Annotated in this window: 20 protein-coding genes and 2 tRNA genes; 9 read left to right on the forward strand and 13 right to left on the reverse strand. The window is 64.5% G+C overall.

Annotated elements, in window-relative coordinates; genetic code table 11:
• Nucleotides 1–183: 183 nt before the first annotated feature.
• The 3 genes from VVR41_RS09820 to gltX all read right to left on the reverse strand — a co-directional run bounded on the left by VVR41_RS09820 (nucleotide 184) and on the right by gltX (nucleotide 1,997).
• Nucleotides 184–256, reverse strand: a tRNA-Glu gene (locus VVR41_RS09820).
• Between the two features lie 24 nt (nucleotides 257–280).
• Nucleotides 281–352, reverse strand: a tRNA-Gln gene (locus tag VVR41_RS09825).
• Nucleotides 353–497: 145 nt separating this feature from the next.
• Nucleotides 498–1,997 (reverse strand): glutamate--tRNA ligase, encoded by a 1,500-nt coding sequence (gltX, locus tag VVR41_RS09830; RefSeq protein ID WP_368524615.1) that lies wholly within the window; start codon nucleotides 1,995–1,997, stop codon nucleotides 498–500.
• Between the two features lie 210 nt (nucleotides 1,998–2,207).
• On the opposite strand from gltX, the gene VVR41_RS09835 reads away from it, so the two are divergent.
• From VVR41_RS09835 to VVR41_RS09870, 8 genes are all read left to right on the forward strand, one after another.
• On the forward strand, nucleotides 2,208–4,787 hold the full coding sequence (locus VVR41_RS09835) for a choice-of-anchor M domain-containing protein (RefSeq protein ID WP_368524616.1): 2,580 nt from the start codon (nucleotides 2,208–2,210) through the stop codon (nucleotides 4,785–4,787).
• Between the two features lie 40 nt (nucleotides 4,788–4,827).
• The gene (locus VVR41_RS09840) at nucleotides 4,828–6,426 is read left to right on the forward strand and encodes a TIGR03773 family transporter-associated surface protein (RefSeq protein WP_368524617.1); all 1,599 of its coding nucleotides are present in this window, start codon (nucleotides 4,828–4,830) and stop codon (nucleotides 6,424–6,426) included.
• 92 nt (nucleotides 6,427–6,518) lie between these two features.
• Nucleotides 6,519–7,931, forward strand: coding sequence for an anchored repeat ABC transporter, substrate-binding protein (locus VVR41_RS09845; protein WP_368524618.1), 1,413 nt, complete (start codon nucleotides 6,519–6,521; stop codon nucleotides 7,929–7,931).
• A gap of 17 nt (nucleotides 7,932–7,948) precedes the next feature.
• Complete coding sequence (locus tag VVR41_RS09850) at nucleotides 7,949–8,881, forward strand: choice-of-anchor M domain-containing protein (protein ID WP_368524619.1); 933 nt, start codon at nucleotides 7,949–7,951, stop codon at nucleotides 8,879–8,881.
• On the forward strand, nucleotides 8,878–9,630 hold the full coding sequence (locus tag VVR41_RS09855; RefSeq protein WP_368524620.1) for an anchored repeat-type ABC transporter ATP-binding subunit: 753 nt from the start codon (nucleotides 8,878–8,880) through the stop codon (nucleotides 9,628–9,630). The genes VVR41_RS09850 and VVR41_RS09855 overlap by 4 nt, the downstream gene beginning before the upstream one ends.
• On the forward strand, nucleotides 9,624–10,472 hold the full coding sequence (locus VVR41_RS09860) for an anchored repeat-type ABC transporter permease subunit (RefSeq protein ID WP_321103732.1): 849 nt from the start codon (nucleotides 9,624–9,626) through the stop codon (nucleotides 10,470–10,472). The genes VVR41_RS09855 and VVR41_RS09860 overlap by 7 nt, the downstream gene beginning before the upstream one ends.
• Nucleotides 10,469–11,836: a choice-of-anchor M domain-containing protein gene (locus tag VVR41_RS09865; protein WP_368524621.1), complete on the forward strand. Its 1,368-nt coding sequence runs from the start codon at nucleotides 10,469–10,471 to the stop codon at nucleotides 11,834–11,836. The genes VVR41_RS09860 and VVR41_RS09865 overlap by 4 nt, the downstream gene beginning before the upstream one ends.
• A gap of 44 nt (nucleotides 11,837–11,880) precedes the next feature.
• Nucleotides 11,881–12,993, forward strand: coding sequence for an isochorismate synthase MenF (locus VVR41_RS09870; protein WP_368524622.1), 1,113 nt, complete (start codon nucleotides 11,881–11,883; stop codon nucleotides 12,991–12,993).
• A gap of 27 nt (nucleotides 12,994–13,020) precedes the next feature.
• Here the strand turns inward: VVR41_RS09870 and VVR41_RS09875 are convergent, their stop codons facing one another.
• The 9 genes from VVR41_RS09875 to VVR41_RS09915 form a co-directional block, all read right to left on the reverse strand.
• Nucleotides 13,021–13,812, reverse strand: a complete 792-nt coding sequence (locus VVR41_RS09875; RefSeq protein WP_368524623.1) for a fumarylacetoacetate hydrolase family protein — start codon at nucleotides 13,810–13,812, stop codon at nucleotides 13,021–13,023.
• A gap of 85 nt (nucleotides 13,813–13,897) precedes the next feature.
• Nucleotides 13,898–14,479: an exonuclease domain-containing protein gene (locus tag VVR41_RS09880; RefSeq protein ID WP_368524624.1), complete on the reverse strand. Its 582-nt coding sequence runs from the start codon at nucleotides 14,477–14,479 to the stop codon at nucleotides 13,898–13,900.
• Entirely contained in the window at nucleotides 14,480–16,333 is a 1,854-nt protein-coding gene (locus VVR41_RS09885) for a DUF294 nucleotidyltransferase-like domain-containing protein (RefSeq protein WP_368524625.1), read from the reverse strand.
• A 105-nt stretch (nucleotides 16,334–16,438) separates the two neighbouring features.
• Entirely contained in the window at nucleotides 16,439–17,923 is a 1,485-nt protein-coding gene (locus tag VVR41_RS09890; RefSeq protein WP_368524626.1) for a cell wall-binding repeat-containing protein, read from the reverse strand.
• Nucleotides 17,924–18,028: 105 nt separating this feature from the next.
• Complete coding sequence (locus VVR41_RS09895) at nucleotides 18,029–19,057, reverse strand: 3-isopropylmalate dehydrogenase (protein WP_368524627.1); 1,029 nt, start codon at nucleotides 19,055–19,057, stop codon at nucleotides 18,029–18,031.
• 72 nt (nucleotides 19,058–19,129) lie between these two features.
• A complete protein-coding gene (gene serA / locus VVR41_RS09900; protein ID WP_368524628.1) occupies nucleotides 19,130–20,713 on the reverse strand; it encodes a phosphoglycerate dehydrogenase in 1,584 nt (527 codons plus the stop codon).
• Nucleotides 20,714–20,749: 36 nt separating this feature from the next.
• Nucleotides 20,750–21,607, reverse strand: coding sequence for a hypothetical protein (locus tag VVR41_RS09905; protein ID WP_368524629.1), 858 nt, complete (start codon nucleotides 21,605–21,607; stop codon nucleotides 20,750–20,752).
• A gap of 78 nt (nucleotides 21,608–21,685) precedes the next feature.
• Complete coding sequence (locus tag VVR41_RS09910) at nucleotides 21,686–23,467, reverse strand: DUF262 domain-containing protein (RefSeq protein ID WP_368524630.1); 1,782 nt, start codon at nucleotides 23,465–23,467, stop codon at nucleotides 21,686–21,688.
• A 22-nt stretch (nucleotides 23,468–23,489) separates the two neighbouring features.
• Nucleotides 23,490–24,419: a cation diffusion facilitator family transporter gene (locus tag VVR41_RS09915; RefSeq protein WP_368524631.1), complete on the reverse strand. Its 930-nt coding sequence runs from the start codon at nucleotides 24,417–24,419 to the stop codon at nucleotides 23,490–23,492.
• 237 nt (nucleotides 24,420–24,656) lie between these two features.
• Between VVR41_RS09915 and VVR41_RS09920 the strand changes: the two genes are divergently transcribed.
• On the forward strand, nucleotides 24,657–25,082 hold the full coding sequence (locus tag VVR41_RS09920) for a hypothetical protein (RefSeq protein ID WP_321102842.1): 426 nt from the start codon (nucleotides 24,657–24,659) through the stop codon (nucleotides 25,080–25,082).
• A 410-nt stretch (nucleotides 25,083–25,492) separates the two neighbouring features.
• Here VVR41_RS09920 and VVR41_RS09925 read toward each other — a convergent pair.
• Nucleotides 25,493–26,069: hypothetical protein (locus tag VVR41_RS09925; RefSeq protein WP_409338307.1), on the reverse strand; the 577-nt coding region annotated here is incomplete at its 5' end.

The raw sequence follows: 26,069 nt of genomic DNA on the forward strand, positions 1-26,069 counted from the left end.
TATTTGGCCGCGCGACCAGCACCGACACGGCTGCGACCAACAGTCCGCCAGAGTTGTTCGATCACGGTATTCACAAACTAGGCGAGGTCCGCATCCCGTTTTCCCCTTAGCTTCCCTAAACCCTCCAGCGTGGCCGAGAAAAACAAAAGCAGGCAGTGGATTGAACCACTGCCTGCTTACTTGTACCCCGTACGGGATTTGAACCCGTGTTACCGCCGTGAGAGGGCGACGTCCTAGGCCGCTAGACGAACGGGGCAAGGACTAGCGGATTTCTCCGCTGCTGGCCTACCTGGACTCGAACCAAGAATGACGGTACCAGAAACCGTTGTGTTGCCAATTACACCATAGGCCATCGTTTTTCAGATCCCGCGGCCCAGGCTTTTCGGCCCGCGCTGCTCTCTCTGAACAACGTGGATTACTATAACCACCACACTGACGGCGAAACAAATCGCCAGCTCAGCGGGGTTAAACGCAATCCGCTAATAACACGCACGTAACTACTCCGCCGCCGGGGCGAAGGGGGTCGCGGCACGTGCGGCGCGCAGGCGGGCCAGGGTGGAGTCCCGGCCCAGCAGCTCCATGGACTCGAACAGCGGCGGGGAGACGGCCTCGCCCGAGATACCCACGCGCAGGGCGCCGAAGGCGGTGCGTGGCTTGAGCTCGAGCTCCTCGATGAGCGCCTTGTTCAGCGCGGCCTCGATGTTCGCGGTGGACCACTCCCCCTCGCCGAGGGTTTCGAGGGCGGCAATGCCGGCGTCGAGTGGCTGGATCGCGGCCTCCTTGAGGTTCTTCTTCGCCGCCTTCTCGTCGAGCACGAGATCCGCGTCGTCGGTAACGAGGAACTTGAGGAGCCCGTAGGCGTCGGAAAGCGTCTTGATGCGCGTCTGCACCAGGTCGGCGGCAACGGCGAACTTGTCTTGCGGGTAGTCGGCCGGGAAGTCGGTGAACTCCGTGAGGTAGTCGCGAAGGCGCGTCGCAAAGTCTGCGGGCTCAAGCAGGCGAATGTGGTCAGCGTTGATCGCCTCGAGCTTCTTCTGGTCGAAGCGGGCTGGGTTACCCAGAACGTCCGCGATATCGAAGGCGGACACGAGCTCGTCGACGGTGAAGATGTCCTTGTCGGCGGACAGCGACCAGCCCAAGAGCGCGAGGTAGTTGATCATGCCCTCGGGGATGATGCCATTGTCGCGGTGGTTGAACAGGTTGGACTCGGGGTCACGCTTGGACAGCTTCTTGTTGCCCTGCCCCATCACGAACGGCATGTGACCGAACTCCGGGGTGAACTCGGCGATGCCGATGCGCTGCAGAGCCGCGTACATCGCCATCTGACGCGGCGTGGAGGACAAAAGGTCCTCTCCGCGCAGGACGTGGGTGATGCGCATGAGCGCGTCGTCGACAGGGTTGACCAGGGTATAGAGCGGCGCGCCGTTGGAGCGGGCGACGACGTAGTCCGGCTGAGTCTGAGACTTGAAGGTGACCTCACCGCGAACCAGGTCGTTCCAGGTCCAGTCCTGATCCGGCATGCGCAAGCGCCAGACGGGCTTGCGGCCCTCGGCCTCGAAGGCGGCGACCTGCTCGTTGGAAAGCTCGCGGTCGAAGTTGTCGTAGCCCAGCTGCGGGTCGCGCCCGGCGGCCTTGTGGCGCTCCTGCACCTCCTCGTTGGAGGAGTAGGACGGGTAGACCTCGCCGGCCTCGATGAGCTTGTTCAAGACGTCTTTGTAGATGTCCATGCGCTGCGACTGGCGGTAGGGCTCGTACGGGCCACCGGTGACGACACCCTCGTCCCAGTCGAGTCCGAGCCACGTCAGGGAGTCAATGATTGCCTGGTAGGACTCCTCGGAGTCGCGGGCAGCATCGGTGTCTTCGATGCGAAAGATGAGCTTGCCCTGGTTGTGGCGGGCATAGGCCCAGTTAAACAGTGCGGTGCGCACCATTCCCACGTGCGGGGTTCCGGTGGGCGACGGGCAAAAGCGAACTCGAACGTCAGTCATATTCGTCATAGTACTGCCGTCGTGCACACGGTTTCCGGCCAGCCCCTTCACAGCGGGGGTAATGAAAACTGTTTCCATTTAGTTGCATTTCCCACCGTTGCACTGCAGAAATGTATTTTCCAGCGGGGGTAATGCCATGAAACCCTTATTGGAAATTGTTTTCATTACGTAGTTTAGGGAGCGAATTCGTGCCCCTCTACTCGAAAGGTCGTTTCGCCAATGCGCGCACCCCGTTACCTTCATGTGGCAGTCGCCGCCGCCACCTCGCTCTCCCTTTTGGCTCCGACCATCGCCGTCGCCGGTCCCGACGACGGTAAGACGGTGGTCACCCGATCCCATGTGGACTCGCCAAAGACCTTCTGGGACTCCGAGCGCGATTCCTTCGACATTCGCACCAGCTACGGCAAGGACAACATCGTCGCTATGCCTGAGTCCGTCGTCTGGATCGGCAAGGGTTGGAACAGCAAGGACGTAAACCAGTACCAGTTCACCGTTCCGGACGACCCCAACCTCTCCTTCCTCGGCGCTCCCGGTGATGTCGTCTACGCCGCCCCCGCCAACATTCTGGGATCCCACGAACCGATCTGGCTCGGATTCGGCGCAGATGCCTTCCCGAAGGATCGCTTCCGCGACGGCGTGGCATCTCTTGACCTGGTCTCCGTGGACGGCCCCGGTCGCGTGGACATGTTCAACTGGTACGACGACCTCGCCGGCTTCTCCCCGATTCTGAGCTCTGCCTACGACGGCCCCCGCTCCGCACTGCTCAGGCCGGGCGAGCACACCCACAACTTCACCACATTCACCAAACCGGGCCGCTACGCTCTAACCTTCCGCACCGTCGCGCGCGACAATGACGGCGCAGTTGTTTCCTCGGAGCTGACCACCCAGGTCATCCAGGTCGGAGGCTCCAAGCCTTCGTCCACCCCGACTGTGTCCACCGAGGAGCGCTACGCGAACGCTCCCGTGGGAGATCTCGCATCGGCCGATTACCAGTTCAGTGCGGTACCGACGTTCGACAAGACTCTGTACGGAAACGACGGCGACGAGAACCTCACTGCCTTGACTTTCGAGGCCGGCGACGAGGACCTCTCCGGCACCCTGACGGTGTTCATTGACGGCCACTTCCTTGCCGACCTCAAGGTTGAAGAGGGTTACGCCTACCTCGCGGAGTTGCTCGGCCCCGATGCGTCGGACCTGCAGGTTGTCTTCACCCCCGATACCGATGACGCAGCCCGGTGGATGTCCCCGGTGCTGAACTACACCCCCGACAAGAAGTCGGCCGTCTCCTCCGACGAGGGCGAGGCGGAGCTCTTGGAGAAGTCGGCCCCTGAGTTCAACACCGCTCTCTCCACCGACAGCTACGCCCCCACCGCCACCGGCTACACGGCCACCATCGCCACCTTTGAGGAGGGATACTCCAAGCTGACCGTTGAGTTCGACGACCCGAACATCCGCGGCTTCGTTCGCGGGGGACTCTATGCAAACGCTGAGAGCGACCACTCCGTGCTGCCGTTCGAAGCGACGATCGAGAACGGTCGCGCCGAGTACATCTTCAGCGAGGAAGACGAGGGACTGACCGCGAAGCTCCACGTCATCACCCACCCAAGCGTCGAGGCTAGCGGGGGCGAGGTCGTCTTCACCAAGCCCTACGACCCCGAGGCAGAGCTGACTGAATCCGCGCAGCTCAACGCCGCAGCCGTCGCGCCTGCTCCCCAGCCTGCTCCCCAGCCCGCTCCGCAGACGGAGCCTGTGGTCAATCCTGCGCCTGCCACCAATCAGTGCGCCGCTCGCCCCATCATCGACCGCGGCCACATCGACATCCTCGCAACGGGCGGGGCGGACGGCCTCGGCATTGCGATGAAGGACGAGACGTACCAGCTCGCTCAGGAGATGGTCAAGCGTCAGCTTGAGGACGTCGTCGTTGCCGTTTACGACAACGCACGCGTAACCCGCACGGGCCCGGTCATGATGAACCCCTCTTTGGACTTCGTCGGCCCTGAGGGCTCCGAGTTCTACCTCTTGCCGATGACTCAGAACCCGGACATCATCTGGCCGGGGTACAACACGATGGGCATCGACTACGACCAGTTTGATGGCGGAGTCGATCTGCACATCAGCCCCTCCAGCGCACCGGAGGGTTCCACAGTGGGCATGTTCATCAACCGCGGCCTCGGGTCGGACGTCGAGGTTCTTGTGGACACCTCCGTGGACGACACGGTGCTCAACACCACCTTCGCCGCCCACACCCACACCAACTGGACCTTCTCTCACCCGGGAATGTACGCCCTGGACATGTGGTACTCGGGCCGTACTAAGGACGGGAAGGAGGTTGCTTCTAAGCCTCAGACTCTGACGTTTGCCGTTGGCGACAAAGCTGTTGCTGATTGCAAGGCTCCTGTTCAGCCCGCAGAACCGAGCAAGCCGGCGGAACCGAGCAAGCCAGCAGAGCCCAGCGAGCCGGCGGAACCGAGCAAGCCCTCTGAGCCGAGCAAGCCGGCGGAACCGAGCAAGCCAGCAGAGCCCAGCAAGCCCGCAGAACCGAGCAAACCAGCAGAGCCCAGCAAGCCGTCTGAGCCGAGCAAGCCCGCCAAGCCGTCCGAGTCCAACAAGCCTGCCAAGCCGTCCACCCCGACGACTCCGACTGGCTCCTCTGCGGTGTCGAGCAACCCCGCCACCACTGTGATCACGGTGATCGGCACCCTGATGCTCGCGGTCTTTGGCGCGGCCTTCTTCAAGTTCTTCGCCGATCACTCCCCCGCGTTGATGGCGTGGGTGCGCTCCATGTTCCCGAAGTTCTAATCCCCACAGCAACTAACCAGAGAAAGGAGAGGACGATCTGATGCGCTTAATCAAACGCGCTTACCGGGTAGTGATCGCTTTTCTCGTACTGACCCTTGGCCTCGCTGCCCCTGCTTCCGCGCAATCGATTGATTTCGATTCTGGCCACGTTGACGCGTTCCATGTCACTGCCTCCCCGGGGGAGTTGTTCCTGGATTTGAAAGAGGACGTGACCGGTTCCGGAGTGCGCCACGCACCGGAGGAGACAACGCTTATCGTCACTGAAAACGCGTGGTCCGATGCCACGACCTCAGTGCCCGAGATTGGGCAGGCGACCTATTACCTGCCGCAAACCCAGGATCCGGACATCGTGTGGCCCGGTTGGGACACCCAAGCCGTGGTGAAGGGCGGATTCTCTGCCATTGACTTCGTGTTCGAAGAGGTCGAAGGACCCGGCGAGGTGTTCATCTTCGAGACCGGCGGTCTCGGAGGGATCAATTCGGTGCTCGCCGATGGCGGTGTGGAGCTCACCTCGGGCGCAGTGATCTCCCAGCCAAATCCGGCGCACCGCCACGTCAACTGGGCCTTCACCGAGTCCGGCAACTACTCGATGACGCTTTACGCATCTGGGGTCGACGGCTCCAACACGGAAGTCGACAGCAACTCGGCGACCTACCGGTGGATTGTCGGCGACGGTGGCGGCTCTGTGGACGATGGGGATCGCACCGCCTCCCCAGATCGCCGGAGTGCTACACCACGCGACACGACGCAGCGCAGCAACAACTCAGCATCCGACTCGGCCCAGTCAGGGTCGGCCTCCGCCAAGGGATCGTCGGACAAGAAGGACTCTTCCACCGCGACCGGAAAGCGCGATGGAAAGGCTTGTGTTGCGGGCATCACCCCGATGATCAAGGATGACCGCAACGTACCTGCAGTCTGGACCTCTCCCGCGGACCTGAGCTTCCACCTGGGTGATGCTGCCCGCACGACTCTGCCCGAATCGGTAGGGCCCGTACCGGCCGGCACGGCCTGGATGATCGGTGCGACCCAGCAGGACAACGTGCCGTGGTTGGGTGCCAACACCCAGCACCCGAGCATGCTGGACAACCAGATTGGTGATGTCACGTGGGAGCTCGTCTCCTTCGAGGGGCCGGGTCCCGTGGTGGTCTATACCCAAGGCGGGCTCGGCCAGATCATGGGTGAGGAATGGTTCCGCGGCGCCGACGGCCGCGCCCAGGGCTCGCACGACATCGCCCCCAACACTCACGTCCACCCGGTGTGGATGTTCGGAGCCCCCGGTACGTACAAACTGGGAATCCGCCAATCAACGACCCATAACGGCGCTGTGTTCTCCGGAACCGATGTGCTTACGTTCCACGTGGGCGAAGATGGCGGTAACGCCCGCGAGGGCCACTTCGACCTCGGCGGTGTGTTCAACCCGGACGGTGGCGACTGTGACACCGCGGGAAGCAACAGCGCTTCGGCTAAGGGCGGCTCCGGTGCCCAGGGAACGGGCGGTGCATCGGGCGCCGGCGGGAAACTCGCAGAGACTGGCTCTAATGTCATGACCCTGCCGTTTACCGTGCTCGGCCTCGGGCTTGTCGTCTTCGGCATCGGTGTTGCCTACTTCACCGCGGCATTGCGAAAGGTCACTCGGTGATTTCTAGGCGGGCTACTCCTGCTGCCCTCACCGGGCTGCTGTGTGCTGCCCTGGCTTCCTGTTCCGCGGCTCCGGTAACACCCCGGTCGGAGGTGACCTCCGTCGTCGCCACGACACCGATCTTGGCGGATCTGGCCACCAACGTGGCGGGTGACCGGGCGCGAGTCACCTCGTTGATGCCGGCGGGTGCGGACCCGCACACCTACGAGCCCGGCCTGCGGGCGGTGCGTGAGATCGCTAACGCTGATCTCGCCCTGACCAACGGGCTGTTGCTCGAGCCGGCGTCGCTGAGCCAGACTGTGGCGACCTCCACTCCAGCGGACACTCCCGTGGTCGCACTCGCTGAGGAGATCCCGCGTCACGGCGTGGAGCTGATCCCACTGGTGGAAAATGTTGCGCTCGATGCGGTGTGGCTGGGTTTGCGTGTCGAGTCCGCGCAGCAGGGGCACGGGGATCCTGTGGAGCTGCGCCTTGTCGGCGCCCGCGGGCCCGGCGAGATCGCAGCGTATGTCACCACCACCTTTGGCACACCCGAAGTGTTGTTTAACAGCGCCGACGGATTTGGTGGTGGTGATCCTCAGCGGCCAAAGGACGCGGCTTTGCTTCCCGACGGCGCGCACACCCACGTCTCGTGGGCGTTTAGCGCACCGGGTGCCTACGAGCTCGACATCGCGGATGACCGCGGTTCCGCTGCAACCGTGACGGTTGCGGTGGGAATTGACCCGGTCTCGGGGACGTCGATAAGCGAGCCCACCGTGATCGACTCAGGCCATGTGGATATCACCACGAGTGAGGACGAGATCTCGCTGTTGCGCGATGTCGAACACGGCTCTCGCGAACGGCTCGACCCGGCGCGCACCGTGGTGTCCGTGCCGGGCTCGACCCTGCAACCGATCCCGGCTGATCCGGCGTTTCGCTTCCTCGGCCGCCCAGGCGAGGAGACCTATTTGCTGCCGCAGGCGGTGCTCGGGCGCCACGTCCACGGTGAGGTTGATCCGCACGTGTGGCACGACGTCGCCGCCGCCGTCGCTATGGTCCAGATCATCCGCGATGAGCTGGTACGGGTGGACCCGAAAGGGGCGGCCGATTACCGCCGCAACGCGGAGGAGTACATCGCGAAGCTCGAGGTGACGAACGCGTACGTGCGCCGCAAGATCGCGTCGATTCCGGCCCCGCACCGCTACCTCGTGACCACCCACCACGGTTACGCCTATCTGGGCCGTGCCTACCGGATAAAGATCGCAGGCTTTGTCACGCCGAACCCGTCTGTCGAGCCCACCCCACGTGATGTCATCGCGCTGACACGCACGCTGGAAAACCTGAAGGTTCCAGCCGTCTTTGTCGAACCGCAGCTTGCACAACAGCCCAACGCGCTAACTGAGACAGCCGCGCGGCTGGGAACGCGAGTCTGCTCTATCCGCGCAGACACCCTCGATGAGGGAGCACCGACCTACATCGAGTTCATGAAACACAACGCCGACAGCCTCGCGGCTTGCTTGGCCTGACCTAGAAAGGATTCACCTTGTCCACTCACCACCCACGCGCCTCCCGTCGGCGGCTCCCGGCGCTCGCGCTCACGGCCGCGCTCGGTGCCACAGGCCTCATCCCCGCCATCGCGCACTCCCAGGCAGCAGTGGCCCCGATTGACCCTGCGCTCTCCCAGGTTGTAACGGCCGATGAGCAGGTCGCGCCTGTTGGCACGCCCACGGTCATCGACGCGGGCCACGTCGACCTCGGAGTCCTCAACGGGCCCGACTTCGAGTTGCTCGCCCGCGATGACACGGTCGTTCCCCCGGTGTGGCGCCACCTTGACGACGTAGTCTTGCACGTCTCCGATGCCGCGTCGCAGCAGCTACCTGAAGGCGACCAGTTCGCGTTCACAGGCGCCGCACCGGGTGATCGCGTGTGGGTGGTGCCGCAAACTGAGGTTCCCGGCGTGCCGTGGCTTGGCTGGAATACCCAGTCACCCGAGCTGATCTCCGCGGCCGATCGCGGCGTCACCTTTGAGTTTGCCGGGCACTCTGGCCCGGGCCAGTTCACGCTCTTCCTGCAAAACGGTGGCTTCGAAGCACCCCAGCAACTGTGGAATTCCTCTGCCGAGGGCACCCAGCCATTTTGGGCGGAGCTCAACACCCACACCCACGCCAACTGGGTGTTCACCGAGCCCGGCACCCACCAGGTCGCGCTGCGGGTAAAGATCCCGCTTAACGACGGCACCGAGGTCTCCTCCACCCAGGTCGTGACTCTCGCCATTGGCGACGGGGCCGACCTGACCGAGGCGCAAAACACGGAGTGGAGCGCCCCGCTGCGCGAGACCGAGGACACGGAAACGGCGGAAGCCGCGGGTGAGAGCTCTCTGTTTTCCACGTGGTGGATCCTCGCCGCCGGAATTACAGTGTGCGCGATCATCGCTGTCGCTGGTGTGGCAACGACGCGGAAAGGCGGACGCAAATGAGCCTGCTCAGTATCACTGATCTGCGTGTTGATCTCAGCGGGCGCCACATCCTCGACGACGTCACTTTAAACGTCGACTCTGGTGAGTTCATCGGTCTGCTCGGACCGAACGGTGCGGGTAAAACGACGTTGCTGCGCGCCATCCTCGGCCTTGTCCCGGTGGTACACGGCGAGATCAATCTCGATGGGCTTACCGGACACAGCCTGCGCCATAGTGCTGGCTACGTCCCGCAGCGCCACGACGTCGCCTGGGACTTCCCCATTGATGTGCGTTCGGCTGTGATGAGCGGGCGCACCGGTTTAATCGGGTGGCGGCGCCGGCCCGGCGCGGATGACCACGCTGCTGTCGATGAGGCTCTTGAGCGCGTGCGACTTTCTGATCGCGCCCACCGCCCGATCGGTGAGCTCTCCGGTGGTCAGCGTCAACGCGTCCTGGTTGCCCGGGCGCTTGCAACGCGTCCGCGCATTTTGCTTCTCGACGAACCCTTTACCGGCCTGGACATCCCCAGCTCCGAGCGCTTGCTCGAGCTTTTCGATCAGCTGGCGGCCGCGGGCACCGCAATCGTAATGTCCACACACAATCTCGCTGAGGCGGTTCACGCGTGCCACCGGCTGATCTTGTTCAACCGCACGGTGGTCGCCGATAGCGCGGAGGTAGACATGAGCAGGCCGGAACCGTGGATGGACGCATTCAGCGTGAGCCTCGATTCCCCGCTCCTGACGTCGGTGGGGGTGGGCGTCTCGTGCTAACCCCGATCGATTTCCTCCAGGACCTGACCAACCCGGCGCTTGGCTTTTTGCCCCGCGCATTGTTTATTTCCATCATCGTCGCCGCAGTCTGCGGCGTCGTGGGCACCCATGTGGTGCTTCGGGGAATGGCCTTCATCGGCGATGCCGTTGCGCACGCGGTATTCCCCGGCTTGGCAATCGCCTTCGCCATGCAGGCCTCCATCCTCCTTGGCGGCGCTGTCGCCGGTGCTGCGGTGGCCATCCTCATCGCGGTGTTTTCCCAACGTCGCCGGGTGAAAGAAGACACCGTCATCGGTATCTTTTTCGCGGCAAGCTTCGCGATCGGTCTGGTGATCATCGCCCGCGTCGACGGGTACACAGGTTCTTTGACCAGCGTGCTCTTCGGCTCGATTACGGGTGTGTCCGAACGCGACATCATTGTCGCGACGATTGTCGGCGCCGTGGTGACCCTGGTGATCCTCGCGCTGACCCCACAGCTGACGGCCGTCGCCCTCGACCGCGAGACCGCCCGCGCGATGAATCTTCCGGTGGTGTTGCTCGACATTGTGCTCTACCTAGCTGTTACCGCCGCCGTGGTCATTTCGATCCGCACGATCGGAAATATCCTCGTGCTCGCCTTGCTGCTCACCCCGGCTGCCACTGCGCGCCTGGTGACGAACAAGCTCACCGCGATGATGGCGCTGTCCGCCGCGATCGGTGTCACCGGCTCCATCGTGGGCCTCTACCTTTCGTGGGCGGCCGACATGCCGACGGGAGCCACGATCGTGCTCACGCTCACCGCAGGTTTCCTTGTCACTTGGGCGCTGTCCCCTTTCAACTTCCGAAGGAAGGTTTCCGCATGAAACGCCTCCTTGTCCTTCTCACGGCATCCGCTTTCGGCGCGGCACCGCTTCTCGACGCCCCCCTAGCCCTCGCCGAGACTGCCACCGAGACTGCTCCCGAGACCTCCACCTGCTCTGCCTTAAGCGTCGAGGTCGACCACATCATCCGCGACGGCCACCAGGACCTGCGGATCAGCCCAACTGGTTCGATCGTCGTGCGCGACGGTGACGACGACTACGAGTCCGGTTCCGTCGCATTCGCCGTTCCGGATAGCGCGCGCACCAGTTTCGATATTCCGGGCTTCAGTGACGACGGATTCTTCCTCGACCAAACGCAGGACTACACCATGCCGTGGTTCGGCTTCTCCACCGAGGACACGACTGAGTCGGTTCGCATTTCTCTGGAGTCAGTGACCGGGCCCGGGCGAATCGTCGCGTGGCACTCGTTGATGAGCCAGGAATTGGATTTTCTTCTCGACAGCGCTGACCCGCGCACAACCTATCTTCTACCCGCCCGGTCCCATGACCACGTCAACTGGGCCTTTAGTGAGCCCGGCTCATACGCCGCGACCTTCCTCGTTGAAACCGGCAGCACCCGCGAAACGTACGACGTCGTTTTCCTCGTCGGCGACGAAGCGATCGCTGAGGCTGACACCGGCACCGTCGAGGTAAACTGCGAAGTATCGCCTCCAGTTGCCTCGGGCGAGGTCAACCCCCGTCAGCTCGCCACTGACATCACGCGGCTGACCAAGGAGTTCACCGCACTCGACAAGGCGTGGGGCACCTTTACCAAGCAGATGGAAAAGGACCTCGCCGCGCAATCCGAGACACCGAAGGAGCGCACGCCGAGTTCAGACAAATCGCCTGCAACGAAGAAGGGCTCCGAGAAGACTTCTGACAAGGCTGGACCGGCAAAGTCGAGGACCGCTAAGCCGGGCACCCGCGAGTCGAACTCGGCTCAGTCGAACTCGGCCCGCTCCAACGCTGGGCAATCCGGGGCGGCATCGCAAAAGAAGGCATCGGGTGGCCAGCAGAGTTCCCGCGCAGCGACCGGGTCGAAGGAGAAGTCCAACACCGGCACCGCTGCTAAGCGCGACTCCACCAGCAAGGCCGCGAAAGCCAAGCAGCGCCACGACTCCGCGGCACAAGCATCGGAGGGAGCCATCCCCGACGCCGATGAGACATCAGCCAACGCGTCCAGCAGCCCCGACGACGGCTCTGGAAATCCCTCTCTGCAGGGCGATGAGGCGACGCTGGCGCAGCAGTCCTGGCAGAAGGCCGGCTGGTGGCCCGGAGCTGTCGCGGGTGCGGGAGTTACCGCTCTCCTGGCAGGGTTGTTGCTTCTGGTCGCGGCACAGCGCATCACCTCCGGTGGAGCCGTCTAGCCCCCGCCGAGGGTTTCTCCGGCCCGGTACTAGACTGTCTACCCATGCTTGAAACCCGCCCGCCGAGCGCCCCGGACTTTCTCTTGTCTAGGGCGCACGGTTCTGTGCGCACCCAGGGCTCGCGGGAGACCTTCACCGATGCGTGGGCGGCTGCCGACGCACTCGCCGCCGGGCGCGTCGAGATGGTCGTCGGCGCGCTGCCTTTCGACGCCGACGCGCAAGCAGCATTGACCGTTCCGGAAACGATCATCCGTGAGGTAGGCCCGCTCGAGCCCCACGGCTACTACCGCCAGGGCGAGGGAGCGATACTTCATGCGCGCATCACTGGGTACGATCCCGACCCGGATGAACACCTCCGCCGCGTCGAAGCCGCCATAAGCACCATCGAGGCCTCCTCGCTGAACAAGGTCGTGCTAGCCCGAGCGGTGGACATCGCTTTCGACCCGCCCGTCGACCCGCTGCTCGTCGCCGCGCGGTTGATCGACAACTCCTACAACCGCGACGGGTTCATCGCGGATCTCTCCCCCGCCGGTCGGCCGGGCAACACGCTGGTGGGTTCCTCTCCCGAGGTCCTGGTGCGACGCAAGGGGACGACCGTCTCCGCATTTCCGTTGGCTGGCTCGGCGCCACGCACAGGCGTCGCCTCAGCCGACCGCGAGGCCGTAGAGCTACTTACAGAGTCGGCAAAAGACCTTGAGGAACACGCCTACGTTGTCGAGCACCTGCGTGAGAAGCTCACCCCGTACTGCGACGAGCTCTCCATTCCGACCGCGCCGATCGTCACGCGCACCAACGAGATGTGGCACCTGGCCACTCCTATTGTCGGGACGTTATCTCGGGCGTCGAAAAGCGCCCTCGAGCTCGCGCTGCATATCCACCCCACCCCGGCGATCTGCGGAACCCCGGCACACGCCGCGGAGACGCTCATCCACACCGCGGAATCGGACCGCGGCTTCTACTCCGGGGCCGTGGGATGGTGCGATTCCAGCGGCGACGGCGAGTACATGGTGGCCATCCGTTGCGCTGAGGTGGGCGGCGACGGCACGTGGGCGCGCGCTTGGGCGGGCGGCGGCATCGTCGCCGGCTCTGTGGCCCGCGCGGAGTTGGATGAGACCACCGCCAAGCTGCGCACGATCCTGCGCTCGCTCGGCTTGTAGCGGCCCCGTAGCCCCAGAGACCCGGCGCTAGGCGCGCTCGACCGGGTTGCCGAGTCGACCGATCCCCGGGATCTCCACCTCGATGTAGTCGCCGGGAACCATCTCAGCCGTACCAGCCGGGGAGCCGGTGCAGATGACGTCGCCCGGAAGCAGTGTGTAGGACGCGGTGATGAACTCGATGATCTCCCCGATCTTCATGATCATCTGGTTCGAGTTGGAGTCCTGCTTGGTCTCGGTCGCACCGTCGTGGGTCAGGTGCGCCTTGATCGGGGTGTCATCGAAGTCGAACTTGTCTAGGTCGGTCTCGATCCACGGGCCGAGCGGGCAGAACGTGTCGATACCCTTCGCGCGCGCCCACTGGCCGTCGGTGAACTGCAGATCGCGCGAGGAGACATCGTTGACGATGGTGACGCCGCGAACAACCGACTTCCAGTCTTCGGCCTTGACGTTCTTGCACGGAGTGCCGATAACGAGGGCCATCTCACCCTCGAACTCGACATTGGTGGCGAACTCCGGGATGCGGATCGGCGCCTCAGGCCCGATCACGGCTGTCGGCGGCTTGAGAAACATCGTCGGCGGCAGGTGCTCGGCGGACTGCTTGAACACCTCGGCGACGTGGTCGGCGTAGTTGCGCCCGATGGCCACAACCTTCGACGGCAGCATCGGCGCAAGGATGCGCACCTGGTCCAGGGGCCACTCCTTGCCTGTGTACTCGGGTTGGGTAAACGGGGTTCCCGCAATCGCTTTCGCGGTCGTCCCCTCGTCGTCGATGACCGCGAAGGTCATTCCTTCTGGGGTAGCAATTCGTCCAAAACGCATGCGGGTCAGCATACCCCCGCGAGTTGCTGTCTCGTCCGCAATACGCGTCGAAAAATCGCACCAACTTATGAATAGGACGCACTGATTAGTCGCGAGCTGCGGTTTGCGCGAGATACAACTCCGCGCACGCGATCGCGTCCATCAGCGCGTTGTGGTTGCGGTACCACGGCAAGCGATAGCGCTGGCGCACGCGGGCGAGCCGGAGATCCTCCCCGCGCGGGTAGGTCCCCATGCGCTCCATGTGGCGCCGCTCGATTTCGAAAGTGTCCACTACCTCGCTATTGCGAAACACCCGCGCCGCGCCCCGTGTTTCTTTGAACGCACGGCCGAGAAACCCGACCTCCATCTGGGCGAAGTGCGCCAAGAGCTTGCGCCCTTCCAGCGCCGCCTCAAACTCGCTTAGAATGCCCGCCAGCGCCACACCTTCGCGCGCGATCTGGTCGTCGGTCACCCCGTGCATCGTCGCCGACTCCCCCACCGTAGCTCCGGCGACGACGAAGTGCTTCGCTCCCGACAGCTCAATGACCCGGTTCGTCACCGGCACCCAGCCGATAGAGACCAGCTGGTCGCGACCGGGTTTCAGCCCCGTCGTCTCGATGTCGACAGCAAGGAGGTGGCCGGCATGAATCTCGCGGCGCGGGCGGTGAGGGCGTAACAACCCAAACATCTAGACCGCCCTCACCGGATAGGTGTTGCTCAGCGCTGTTTGCATCGACTTGATTACGCCGAAGGCATCGCGCAGCGCGTCGCGGTCCCGGCTGGGCAGCTGCTTCGGGTCGATGTGGTAGTTCGGTTTCTCACCTGCACGCAGCTGGCGCGCCTGGTGCCGCAGCGCCAAGGTAGTGAGGTACTCGTAGGCGCCGACGAGGTTCTCCGCGCCGCGTTGTGACACACTCGTGCCCGCCGCCGCACGGATGCGCGCGATGGTGTCGACCTCGCCGACACCCGCCGAAATGGCGTACAGCCTGGCCATCTGCACCACCGCTGCGGTGCCGCCGCGCTTGATGTCGAGGGTGTCGGCGTACTCGCCGCTGCGCTCGACGACGAAGCCCCGGAAGAATCCGATCGGTGGTTCGCGCCGGGTCGCCAAGGCCGCCAGGTGGGTATGTAGCCGTTTGGAGCCTCGCGCCTGCGCTACCGCCGCATCGTGGACAGAGCGGGCAAGCGCGTCATCGCCGACCAAGCAGCGAAAGTCGAAGAACACCTGGGAGTGCAGTAATGCGTCGGGCTCGGGTGCGGTGATCCAGCTGTGGAACGCTCTCTCCCACTGCTGCCGCGTCATCCGCCACTGCGGGTTTGAGGCCATCATGTCGCCCGGGCACAGGTCCTGGCCCGCGGCCGCGAGGCCCTCGCAGACAAACGTGGTCAGCTGCTCGAAGTAGTCGCCGTGCGACGCTTCGTCGAAGGTGTCATCGAGTACGAGCGCGTTGTCCTGGTCGGACGCGGGCCCCATTTCGTGGCGGGCTTGGGAGCCCACGGCAACAAAAGCGAACGGCACGGGTGGTTCTCCGAAACGCTCGATACCGAGCGCGAACAACCGGCGCGCGATCGAATCGGCAATGCTGGTGAGGACGCGCTGGGACTCAAACGCGGATGCTCCCCGCTCGAGGAAGCGGGCGGCGACGATGCCGGCGCGGTCGAAGGCGCCCTCGAGTTCCTCCAGGCTCGCTTTGTCTACCGCCGCTGCCATGTAGATGGGATCCGCCTGCAGTGGGCGCACGATGTCGCTGCTAGTGACCATGCCCACGATTCCCTCAGGCCCTTCCACCGGGAAGTGGTGGAATCCGAGCTCGCTCATGAGCAGCATCGCCTCGAACACCAGAGTTTCGGCGGGCACCGTGCGCACCGGAGAGGTCATGACATCGCTGACCGGCCGGCGCGGGTCATGCATTTCTGCCACCACGCGCGAGCGCAGATCCTTGTCGGTGAGAATGCCGAGCTCCGCTGCGCCCTCGATGACTAGAGAGGAGATGCGGTTGTCGCGCATTGTCTGCGCCGCCTCGGCAATCGTCGCGGTGGCGTGAATGCTCACCACATCACGCCCGCTGACCAACTCGCCGATGGGAGTACGTAGGACATTGGCTGCCGCGTGCGACCGGCGCAGCTCGTCGGCGGCGGCGCTGATGCGCCGCGACTGCGACTGGAAGTACCGGGTGAGATCGGAGTTGCGGTCCACGAGGTCGCGGAACGCCTCGCGTGGTATTCGCAAAAGGACGCTGTCTTCCACCGCGGTCATGGTGTAGCGCGAGACGGGCTCGCCGAGAAGGGAAGAGTACCCGAAATTGCGGCCGGCATCGCGACGGTCGAGGAGGTTGTCCTCTGCGTCGCTCACGTCGACGGCTCCGGAGCGAATCACATAGAGGTGGTTGTTTTCCTCTCCAGCGGTGATGATCGTGTCGCCGCGGCGCACGTAGGTGATTTCCATCGTTGCGGGCAGCGCGCGCACTACCTCGGCCGGCAGGCGGGAAAACGGTTCATGCGCGGCCAAAAAGGCGCTGACCTCCTCCAGTTCCACACTCATGCCCCAACATTAGCGCGGACGTAGCACGCCGTTCGGGGCTTTCAGCGAGGATTTCCCACGAGGAGGGAGCAACGCGGCACACCCGTAGCGCACCGCGTGAGAGCTTTACTGGTAGCTGACAAACCAAGGGCGCGGATCTACGTCGGCGTAAGTCTGCTCCGGGGTAAACATCGGGGTGTCTTCGTCGATGAAGTTCTTCCAGGCCATGTAGAAACCGGGGTCAAGGTCCTGGCGCAAGACGTTCCACGTGTCGAACTTCTGCCCCGGGGTGCCGTGCCCGTCGGCGTGCAGGACGTAAGCCAGCTCGGGGTGCTCAGTGCGGATGTTCTCGCGGTCCGGGAACATCGCCACCTTGAACTGGTGGAGCACGAACGCTTTCTGGGGCAGGTTGTTGTCGCGGGTGAGCTGGGCGAGCCAGTCCGCGACGGCGTTGATCTCCTCTGCCGTGGCGGAGCCGACACGCGAGAGTGGCTGCTCACCGGGGTTGAGCTTCCACTCGGCGTCGAGCGCGAGACCAACGTTGGGGCGCAGCAAGAGCTCCTCGTAGAGCTTCGCCTGGTTGAGGAAGTCGCCTTGGCCGGGCTGGAGGTCGAGCACGGCGTACCCGCCGGCCTGCGTGATGGCGTCGAGGTACGGCACGACGTCGGCCGGATCGGTCTCGTTGGAGTAGTCGCCGTCGTCACCCGGCGAGTCCGAGGCGACGGTGACGATGATCTCGAACGCTGGGATCACCGGCTGCTCCTCGAGCGGCTGGTACTGCGCCGCGTACTGGCGCGCCAGCTCTGCCGCTTCGGCGGGGCCCTGCTCGCCCATGATGCCCAGCGCGGGTCCGGACGGGTGGCCGTACAACGCGATCATGCGCCGGCCCGGGAAGACCAGTCCGCCGCCGCCGGGTAGCTCACCGTTCGAGGCAAGCGCGGCGCGGTGGGTGTAGTCCTCGGCTGTCCCCCACTGGACACCGAGGGCGATCGTGTCCTGCTCCTGGACGGTCGCCATCGATTCGCTCGTAGCTCGCGGATCGGCGGCGGGCAGCAGGCTCACCGGCGCACCAGCGGCACGTGCCGTGGCGGCCGCCGCGACAGAGGTCGCCTCCGTGGCGAACATCGGGGGAAGCTTCAGGTCGAGCGGGTTGGCAGGCTCCAGTGCCAGCACGGCCTGGATGTCGGCGGCCGGGTCTGCGGAGACAACCGGCTCGGTGGACACGACGGCCTCGTCATCGCCGGGGACTGTCACGACGCGCTCGGCGCCGAGGCGATCGACCTCAGCGTCGACAGCCGCGTCGGTGCCCGGCAGACGCACGAGCATCGGCGCACCGAGCTTGGCCGCAATTGCGGCGGCGAGCAGCTGGTCGTCGCGCTCAGGGCTCGAGACCACGACTGCGTCAGCGGAATCAAACAGCCGACGAGAGACTTCGACGCCCGTGCCGTCGGCATCGGCGACGACTTCCTGGCCGTTGGTCTCTAAGGCGCGCTGTCCGCCGTCGCCCGAACCCGTAAGCGTGCCGGCACCACACCCGGAGAGCACGAGCCCCCCGGTGACGGCGAGCGCGGCCAAGGACAAAGGGCGAACGGTGTGGGCGGGCGTGATCATGCGAATCCTTCCCGGGCATTCGACTCACCCGGTGCTGTGTCATGGGCTGGTCGGGCGAGCCTGGGAAAGTGATGGCCCGCCCGTCGTATTCCCACCCAGCTTACGTCACTGCTTGTGAGCCGAAAGCACCGCCGCAATGCGGTCGCCGACCTCGACTGTGCACACCGGGGCGTCTCCACGGGACGCCACGTCCCGCTCGACGGCCGCCTCGATCGCGTCGGCGTTGGTGTCGTCACCAAGCCAGCGCAACATCATCGCGACTGACAAAATCATGGCGGTCGGGTCCGCGATCCCCTGGCCAGCGATGTCCGGCGCAGACCCGTGGACGGGCTCGAACATGGACGGGTTCGTCCGCGAGGCGTCGATGTTGCCGGAGCACGCCTGGCCCACACCACCGGTGACGGCGCCGGCGAGATCGGTCAGGATGTCGCCGAAGAGGTTGTCGGTGACGATGACGTCGTAACGGCCCGGGTCGGTGACCATGTAAATCGTCGCGGCGTCGATGTGGTTGTAGTCGACGTCGACCTGCGGGAACTCCTTGGAGACCTCGTCGACGGTGCGCTGCCACAGCCCGCCCGCGTTCACCAGCACATTGGTCTTGTGCACCAGGGTCAGCTTGTTGCGACGCGCGGCAGCCGTCTCAAAGGCGTGGCGAACCAGGCGCTCGACTCCGAAGCGGGTGTTCTGGGACACCTCACAGGCAACCTCGTTCGGTGTGCCTTCGCGCAGCGTGCCGCCGTTGCCGGCGTACAAGCTCTCGGTCCCCTCGCGCACCACGACGAAGTCAATGTCGCCGGGATTCGCCAGGGGGCTTGTCGACGACGGGTAGAGCCGCGACGGCCGCAGGTTGACAAAGTGGTCCAGCGTAAAGCGCAGCGGCAGAAGCAAACCGCGCTCCAGCACGCCTGCCGGTACGCGGGCTGGATCACCGATGGCGCCGAGCAGGATCGCGTCGTGCTCGCGCAGGCTCGCCAGGTCGTTGTCGGTCAGCAGCTCGCCGTTGCACAGGTAGCGCCGCGCACCGAGGTCGAACTCGGTCGTCTCGACATCGTCGCGCACGGCGTTGAGGACCTTGAGGCCCTCTGCCATGACCTCGGTCCCGATGCCGTCGCCGGCGATAACTGCAACCCTCATTTTTGAGACTCCTTTCCCACCTGGTGGACTTTCCGGACAGAGTACCAGGTGGGAAGCAGGGAGCGCCGGGAATTAGTCCAGCAGCACCTGAACGGAGGATGCGCCGAGGGACTCGGCGAGCTTGTTTTCCAGTTCTGCCGGCACCTCCTTCTCCACGCGCAGGATCAGCACGGCACCGTCACCCTTGGTGACCTGGGTCATCGCGGCGGCCTCAATGTTGATGTCGGCAGCACCCAGCTGGGTACCGACCGTGCCCAGCGCGCCCGGCTGGTCCGTGTAGCGCATGAAAATGTTGCGGCCCTGGGCGCGCATGTCCAGGCCGCGGCCGTTGATGCGCACGATCTTCTCCACGTCCTCCAGGCCGGTGAGCGCACCGGTGACCGTCTGCACGTCGCCGGTCGCGGAAACGACCTGAACCTCGAGCTCGCTGCGGTGAATGCGGGCCTCGGACTTCGTCTCGACGGAGTACTCCAAGCCGCGCTGCTCGGCAATCGACGGCGCGTTGACGAAGGTGACTGGCTCACTGGTGATGCCCGAGAACAGGCCGCGCACGGCGGACAGGCCTAGCACGTCGACGTCCTCGGTGGACAGCTCGCCGGAGGCGGTGACCTTGAGGGACACGGGGGCGTCGTCAAGCAGCTTGCCCGCGATCAGGCCGAGCTTGCGGGACAGCTCCAACCAGCGCGAGGCCTCTTCCCCTGCGCGGCCACCGGTGACGTTGACCGCATCGGCGACAAACTCGCCGGCGAGCGCCTTGAGCACCGACGCCGCGACGTCGGTACCGGCGCGATCCTGTGCCTCCTCCGTCGAAGCGCCGAGGTGCGGGGTCACCACAACCTGGTCAAGGGCGAACAGCGGCGAATCGGTGCACGGCTCGGAGGCGTAGACGTCGAAACCGGCGCCGCGGATGTGGCCGGACACGATGGCGTCGGCAAGCGCCTGCTCGTCAACAAGCCCACCGCGCGCGGCGTTGATGATGATCTGGCCCTGCTTCGCCTTGGCCAAAAGCTCGGCGTTGAACATGCCGGCCGTTTCCTTCGTCTTCGGCAGGTGGATGGTGACGAAGTCGGCGCGAGCCATCAGTTCCTCGAGCTCAACCAGCTCCACGCCGAGCTGTGCCGCACGTGCCGGGTTGGCGTACGGGTCGTAAGCGATAATCTCGGTCTCGAATGCGCCCAAGCGCTGCGCGAACAGCTGGCCGATGTGGCCGAAGCCGACGATGCCGACGGTCTTGCCGAAGATCTCGACCCCCTTAAACGAGGATCGCTTCCACTCTGCGCCGCGCAGGGTGGTGTCGGCGGCCGGGATCTGGCGCGCGGTGGCGAGCAGCAGCGCAATGGCGTGCTCGCAAGCGGAGTGGATGTTCGAGGTCGGCGCGTTGACGACCATGACACCGCGCTCGGTCGCGGCGTCGATGTCGACGTTGTCCAGACCGACACCGGCGCGGCCAACAATCTTCAGGTTCGTTGCGGCCTCGATGACCTCGCGGTCGACGGTGGTGGCGGAGCGGACCAGCAGCGCGTCAGCCTCCGGAACCGCGGCGAGGAGCTCGGCACGGTTCGGGCCGTCCACCCAGCGGACCTCAACGGAGTCTCCCAGGGCGTCAACGGTGGACGGGGCGAGCTTGTCAGCAATGAGCACGACAGGTGCGGTCACGAGGGATTCCTCCTGTAGAACGACAATTAGGGCAGGTCAATAGTTTACTTCGGCCCGCATAATTTTTTCACTAAGCCCCTCGCTCGACCCCAATTGGTTTCCCAGGGCAATCAACGGGGCGTGGGCAAGCCCCGCGAGCGCGAGGAGCGTGTCGCGACTCTTCGTCGGATCGGGCTCATCGACCATTGTCACGCGCGCGCCGAAACTGCGCGCGTTTGCCACGGCCGGGATCGAGGTCTCCGCGGTCGCGACCACGACGGGGGCCATGTCGGCGTCGCGACGCGAGTGGATCGGGAACGGGCGCGCCGCCGCGTTCGGCATGACCACGGGCTCAGCCCAGGTGGCACGCAGCCAGGTCGGCTGCGTCGGGTCGATTCCCGCCACCGCCCCCGCGGCGTTAGCTGGGGTGGCCACCTCATCGACGTCGAAACGCAAGGTGGTCATCGTCCCCAGCGCGTCGAACCCACCGGGGTCGCGGATTACCCGGATGCTTCCCGAGGTCTGCGCGATCGCGACATCGCCCACCGTCAACACCGTGTGCGTTTTCAGGCGCTGCACCTCAGCCACGATGCGCTCGCGCGTCTGCGGGGTGTAGACCAGCAGCGGAGCATGGGCAACGACAGCTATCGACGCCGCACGCAACTGCGCCTCAACCATGTCCTCGGCAACCACGAGGGTTTCCGACGCATCAAAAAACATCCGCGCGGTCTCGAACCCCCACGGGTCGTCGACGACGACAGGGCGCCGCTCGAAACGCTCGGAGACGTGGTGAGCTTGATTCGCGTTGCGCGCCTGCACGAGCGGATCCGGATCCACAACCGCCGTGCACGCGGCGCATCCGAGTAGCGCGGCAAGGCCGATTGCGCCGAACGCGCGATTCACACCCGCAGCCATGGTTGTTCGCCCCCTTTCCGCGAAGCCCAGTCAGAAGATCAGTACGCCGCCCCGTCGCACCCGACGGGGCGGCCACGTTTACGAAATGACAGTGTCGTTGAGGTCGCGCAGCATCGGCTTGCCCATGGAAAACTCGACGATGTCGGAGAAACGGCCAAGTCGGTCGCGGAAGAATCCTTCGTGATCCGAGGCAAGCAGAAGCTGCGGGTCGAGCTGATGGCCGGCGAGCATCGCATCGAATTCAGCGTCATCCATCAACGACTTCGACTGCAGGCGCGGCATGTAGCGCTTCGGCCCGTTCCCTTCGATCAGCACCTTGGTCTTGATTCCCATCGGGACGCGGTTGAGAACCGACTCCGCGACAACCGAATCCACTCCCCTGGCCTCGCAGTACGCTCTGGGAAAGACCTTGTTGAACCGCACTTCGAGGTCAGCGAACGTCTCCGCGGTGAACAGCGATCCCGTGCGCCAGTCGCGTGCGCCGCGGGCGATGACCAACGCGTACAGGGCGTGGTACACCGACGACGCCGGCCCTGCGGTAAGCAGGCGCGACTGGACAAACGTCGCGTCCGTAACCGAGCCGGGCACCCGGTCAGTTTCACCCGTAACCCACGGAGTGACCTCGTCGACATCGCGCCCGGAGCGAATCGTCGGTGCGTGTCCGCCGTACAACTCGCCGAACATGCCGCACCAGAACCACTGGTTGAGATTGTCCTCTCCTGTGCGTCCGAGGTCGCCACTGCCGCGGTCCTCCCGTTCAGAGATCCGGGCGAGGATCGCCGACAACGAGACTATCTGGGCCGGGTACGGCGCTTGATCGGGCGAGAGGAAGCAGCGCTCCTCGAGGAAACGCGCTGCCTGCTCAAATGCGCGGGCAATCTCTTCCGCGCTCGAGCGGTACTCGGCAAGCGTGAGCGAGAGGATGTCTCCGCGGTGGCCGAGAGCAGAACCAGCGCGGCTGGTCACCACCAACGACATCGCGCGCAACAGGTCGATCCGGCTCACTCCGTCTAACACCGGGTGCGCACGCAGCCGCTCCTCCAGCCCAGCGAGGTGCCTGGGAAAAGCAAACTCGGGGTCCTGGAGGGCAAACAGGGTAGAGAGCAGCTCGACGACATCCATCTGCACACCGGCAGAGTTTGCGTGCGCGAAGATTTGGCCGATTCCTGTCAGCGACGTATCGCGGGAGACGCGAATAACGGGCACGGTGTAGGCGGGCAGCTGGTTGGTTACCCGGTTGTGAAACTCCTTGATTGCTTGAATACGCTTCGGGTAGGGCGTGTTCTCGGGCGCGACAGCCATGTCGAAGAGCAGGTCGTTGCCCTCTGGGCGCAAGAGCTCAGCGACAGGGATAATGCCGTGGGAGATCATGACCTCGCGAGTTGTAATCGGACCCTCGACCTGTGGCCCGAAGTGCGAGCACACTACACCATCGACGTCGGTGGCGAAGACGGCTTCTACCGGCATGGGATCAGCGCTTGCGGCCTTGACCACGTCAACGAAGAAGCGGCGCTCAATAGGATGCCCAAGGAAGTCTGTGGTGGGCACGACTCCGTCGCCGTGGAATGCGTGGTACAGGGTGGTTAGGCGCTGTTGGCCGTCGAGAAGCACGAGGCCTGGTTCCCTTCCCGTGTCGGGCGCACCGTGGATCACCCGCGAGCGGAACCGAGCCGCGACGTTGCGGGTGTCAAGGGCAAGCAGCGCCCCTATCGGGTAGCCGCGTAGGACAGAGGTCACCAGCGTGCGGACCCGGTCGAAGTCCCAGATGTATTCGCGCTGGAAATCGGGCAGCTGCAGCTCACCTCGATCAGCTCGAGCGAACAGGTCTGTCAAGGAGTAACTCGGCGTGGTGAAGCCCATAGTGCCCAACTCTAGAGCAGAACTAGCAGATGTTCTCGGGCCCTTCGTGCCGGTCGTGTCCCGGGCGCTCAATCTGGATCGTCGAGTGCCCAATTCCCGCGTCTTTGAGGCGATGCTGCGCGAGGCACAACACCCGCGCGGAGTCTCGGTCCTCTGGGACGACGAGGTGTGCTGAGGCCAGCACGCTCGTACCGTCAACCGACCACAGGTGCAGGTCATGCACCTCCGCCACGCCATCGACGGCGCGAAGGACGGGTTCCACCTGCGCCACGTCAATGCCCCGCGGCGTCTGCTCCAGGAGCACGCGTGCGGATTGAGCAAACAGTGACCACGCCCTGGGCAGCACCATCACGGCGATGAGAAGGGAGGCGATGACATCCGCCGCCTGCCACCCGGTGACGTAGATAACCGCACCGGCGACCATCACGGCGACAGATCCGAGAAGGTCGACGAGAACATGAAGATAGGCTCCCTCAACGTTGATGGACGTGTCCCGATGACGGCTAAGAATCAGCGCGCAGGCCGCGTTAGCCGCAAGCCCGACTACGGCGACAACCATCATGGGTCCGGCGAGAATCTCTGTTGGAGAGCTCAACCGCCGCAACGCCTCGACGACGATCCAAGCTGACATACCAAGGACGGTCACGGCGTTGACCAGCGCAGCGAGAACCTCGACGCGCCGGTAGCCGAAGGTTGCCACCGGAGTCGTCGCTCGACGGCCGATGAAAACGGCAATGGTAGCGATGATGAGCCCTGTGGCGTCGGAAAGCATGTGCACGGCGTCGGCCATGAGAGCGACGGAGCCGGTGAGCCATCCGCCCACTAGTTCGGCGGCGAGAACGACAGTGGTGATACTCAGTGCCAGCGCCAGAGCACGCAGCGGTGTGCCCGCGGCAGGACCATGTGAATGCGTGTCGTGCGAGTGGGCGTGGCCCTGGTTCACGTGCGTCATACGACCGACTGTAAGCGATCCCGCCCGTTATTGACAACCTATTGAAAACACATGCGCGCTTACTAAAATGTCGGATACGGTGGGAATTCTCGAAAGCTTATTCCCCATTCACCCACGACGTCGGACCGGGCACGCGGCACATTTTGCTAGCGTCGATGATGACAGCGTCTGTTGACGCGCCGACGGCCGCTGCTTTTAGCTTTAAGCGCGACGACTTATCGATTGAAAGGATCAGTCATGACCAACCGCAACACCCCTAACGATCCGAACTTCCGCGACGACGCTAACCGTCGCGTAGACGACCTCACTGCTGGCGATGTCAACGACGCAGCCCGCGCCGACGTCAACCGCACGGACAAGGTTGCCGCTACCCAGCCGGCCGGCCGCCCCACCGAGGGCTCCACCGCCGTTCGCACGGAAGACAACGAGGGCGGCGGCTGGTGGAAGTGGCTGCTCGGCCTGCTGGCCCTGCTGCTCCTCGGCTGGCTGCTGTGGGGCCTGTTCAGCGGCAACAACGAGGGCGCTACCACCACCTCCTCCACCACCGAGGTCGTAGCAACCGAGACCGACGTTGTCGCAACCGAGACCGAGTCCCCGGTTGTCGAGACCGAGACCGCCGTGGTCGAGACCGAAGAGGTCACCCAGGCTCCGGCCACCTCCTAAGCGAAGTTAGGACGTGATGCGGCTGCTCACTGAGCGGACCGCACACAGATTAAGCCTCCAACCCATTCCTGGTTGGAGGCTTAATTCATGCCATGGGACAGAGCGCCCGAGTACGCTTACGGGATCAAACATGGAGCACATCCACACCACCTGGCAAGGATGAAAGCCGGCAAGGGCGCTCGGAGTACGGACTTGCGGGCTGAACTCAACCTCGCACCCTGGAGTCGACCCGAGACCTGCGCAACCGACCGGAATGCCACCGATATGGACAAGGACAGCATCCGTGCCCTCCGCCGATGCCCTTCAGCAGTGGCGCGAACCTTAACCCACCCCGATATCAACCTCTGGAAAAGCGAAAAGCTGGCCTGCGGGGCGGTCAATCCCCTCAAGCCAGCGTGGCACCGACAGTGCTAGGCGACAGGCGCCACAGCGGGGTCCGCGGGGGCGACAGGTGCAGCAGGAACTACAGGAGCATCGGGTGCCGCGGCGGGGTCCGCAGGCGTCGCAGACATCTCCGGGACCGCAGACATTACGGGGGCCACACCCGTCGCATCACCCGGCACACACGGCGCAAGCATTGTGGCAACAACCCCAAAAAGCGCCACACTCGCTGCACCAGCCCCCAACCATTGGGCGTGCTCCGGGCGCATCGCAATACCGAACTCATTGGCCTGGCGCACCAGGTCCTCGTTGTAGATGCCAATGTTGCGCTGGAGCTCCGAGTTTGCCCGCGCAATCCGGTCCTGGGCGTCACGCACCATCGCGCTCAGACCCGGGATCTCCACCTGGGACGCCACCGCCAACGGCAGAGCAATCAACAGCGCACCAGCGATACCGCCAACAGCGGCCACGCATGCTTCCGACGCACCACGCTGCACCGGGGTCGGCTCGACGATAGGCTCTTCGATCAGGGGCGGAATCCCCTCCTCGACCTTGTCGCAAATGGTGATGTGGAACGCGGCCTCATCACACCCATCCTCGGGAGAC

The organism is Corynebacterium sp. LK2510 (genome assembly GCF_040946405.1).
Lineage (GTDB): Bacteria > Actinomycetota > Actinomycetes > Mycobacteriales > Mycobacteriaceae > Corynebacterium.

Coding starts and splice junctions, on each gene's coding strand:
- VVR41_RS09915 (WP_368524631.1), bottom strand. CDS start 24,419: ATGACGCACGTGAACCAGGGCCACGCCCACTCGCACGACACGCATTCA.
- VVR41_RS09870 (WP_368524622.1), top strand. CDS start 11,881: ATGCTTGAAACCCGCCCGCCGAGCGCCCCGGACTTTCTCTTGTCTAGG.
- VVR41_RS09905 (WP_368524629.1), bottom strand. CDS start 21,607: ATGGCTGCGGGTGTGAATCGCGCGTTCGGCGCAATCGGCCTTGCCGCG.
- VVR41_RS09910 (WP_368524630.1), bottom strand. CDS start 23,467: ATGGGCTTCACCACGCCGAGTTACTCCTTGACAGACCTGTTCGCTCGA.
- VVR41_RS09920 (WP_321102842.1), top strand. CDS start 24,657: ATGACCAACCGCAACACCCCTAACGATCCGAACTTCCGCGACGACGCT.
- VVR41_RS09840 (WP_368524617.1), top strand. CDS start 4,828: ATGCGCTTAATCAAACGCGCTTACCGGGTAGTGATCGCTTTTCTCGTA.
- gltX (WP_368524615.1), bottom strand. CDS start 1,997: ATGACGAATATGACTGACGTTCGAGTTCGCTTTTGCCCGTCGCCCACC.
- VVR41_RS09890 (WP_368524626.1), bottom strand. CDS start 17,923: ATGATCACGCCCGCCCACACCGTTCGCCCTTTGTCCTTGGCCGCGCTC.
- VVR41_RS09875 (WP_368524623.1), bottom strand. CDS start 13,812: ATGCGTTTTGGACGAATTGCTACCCCAGAAGGAATGACCTTCGCGGTC.
- VVR41_RS09885 (WP_368524625.1), bottom strand. CDS start 16,333: ATGAGTGTGGAACTGGAGGAGGTCAGCGCCTTTTTGGCCGCGCATGAA.
- VVR41_RS09895 (WP_368524627.1), bottom strand. CDS start 19,057: ATGAGGGTTGCAGTTATCGCCGGCGACGGCATCGGGACCGAGGTCATG.
- VVR41_RS09835 (WP_368524616.1), top strand. CDS start 2,208: ATGCGCGCACCCCGTTACCTTCATGTGGCAGTCGCCGCCGCCACCTCG.
- VVR41_RS09865 (WP_368524621.1), top strand. CDS start 10,469: ATGAAACGCCTCCTTGTCCTTCTCACGGCATCCGCTTTCGGCGCGGCA.
- VVR41_RS09855 (WP_368524620.1), top strand. CDS start 8,878: ATGAGCCTGCTCAGTATCACTGATCTGCGTGTTGATCTCAGCGGGCGC.
- VVR41_RS09880 (WP_368524624.1), bottom strand. CDS start 14,479: ATGTTTGGGTTGTTACGCCCTCACCGCCCGCGCCGCGAGATTCATGCC.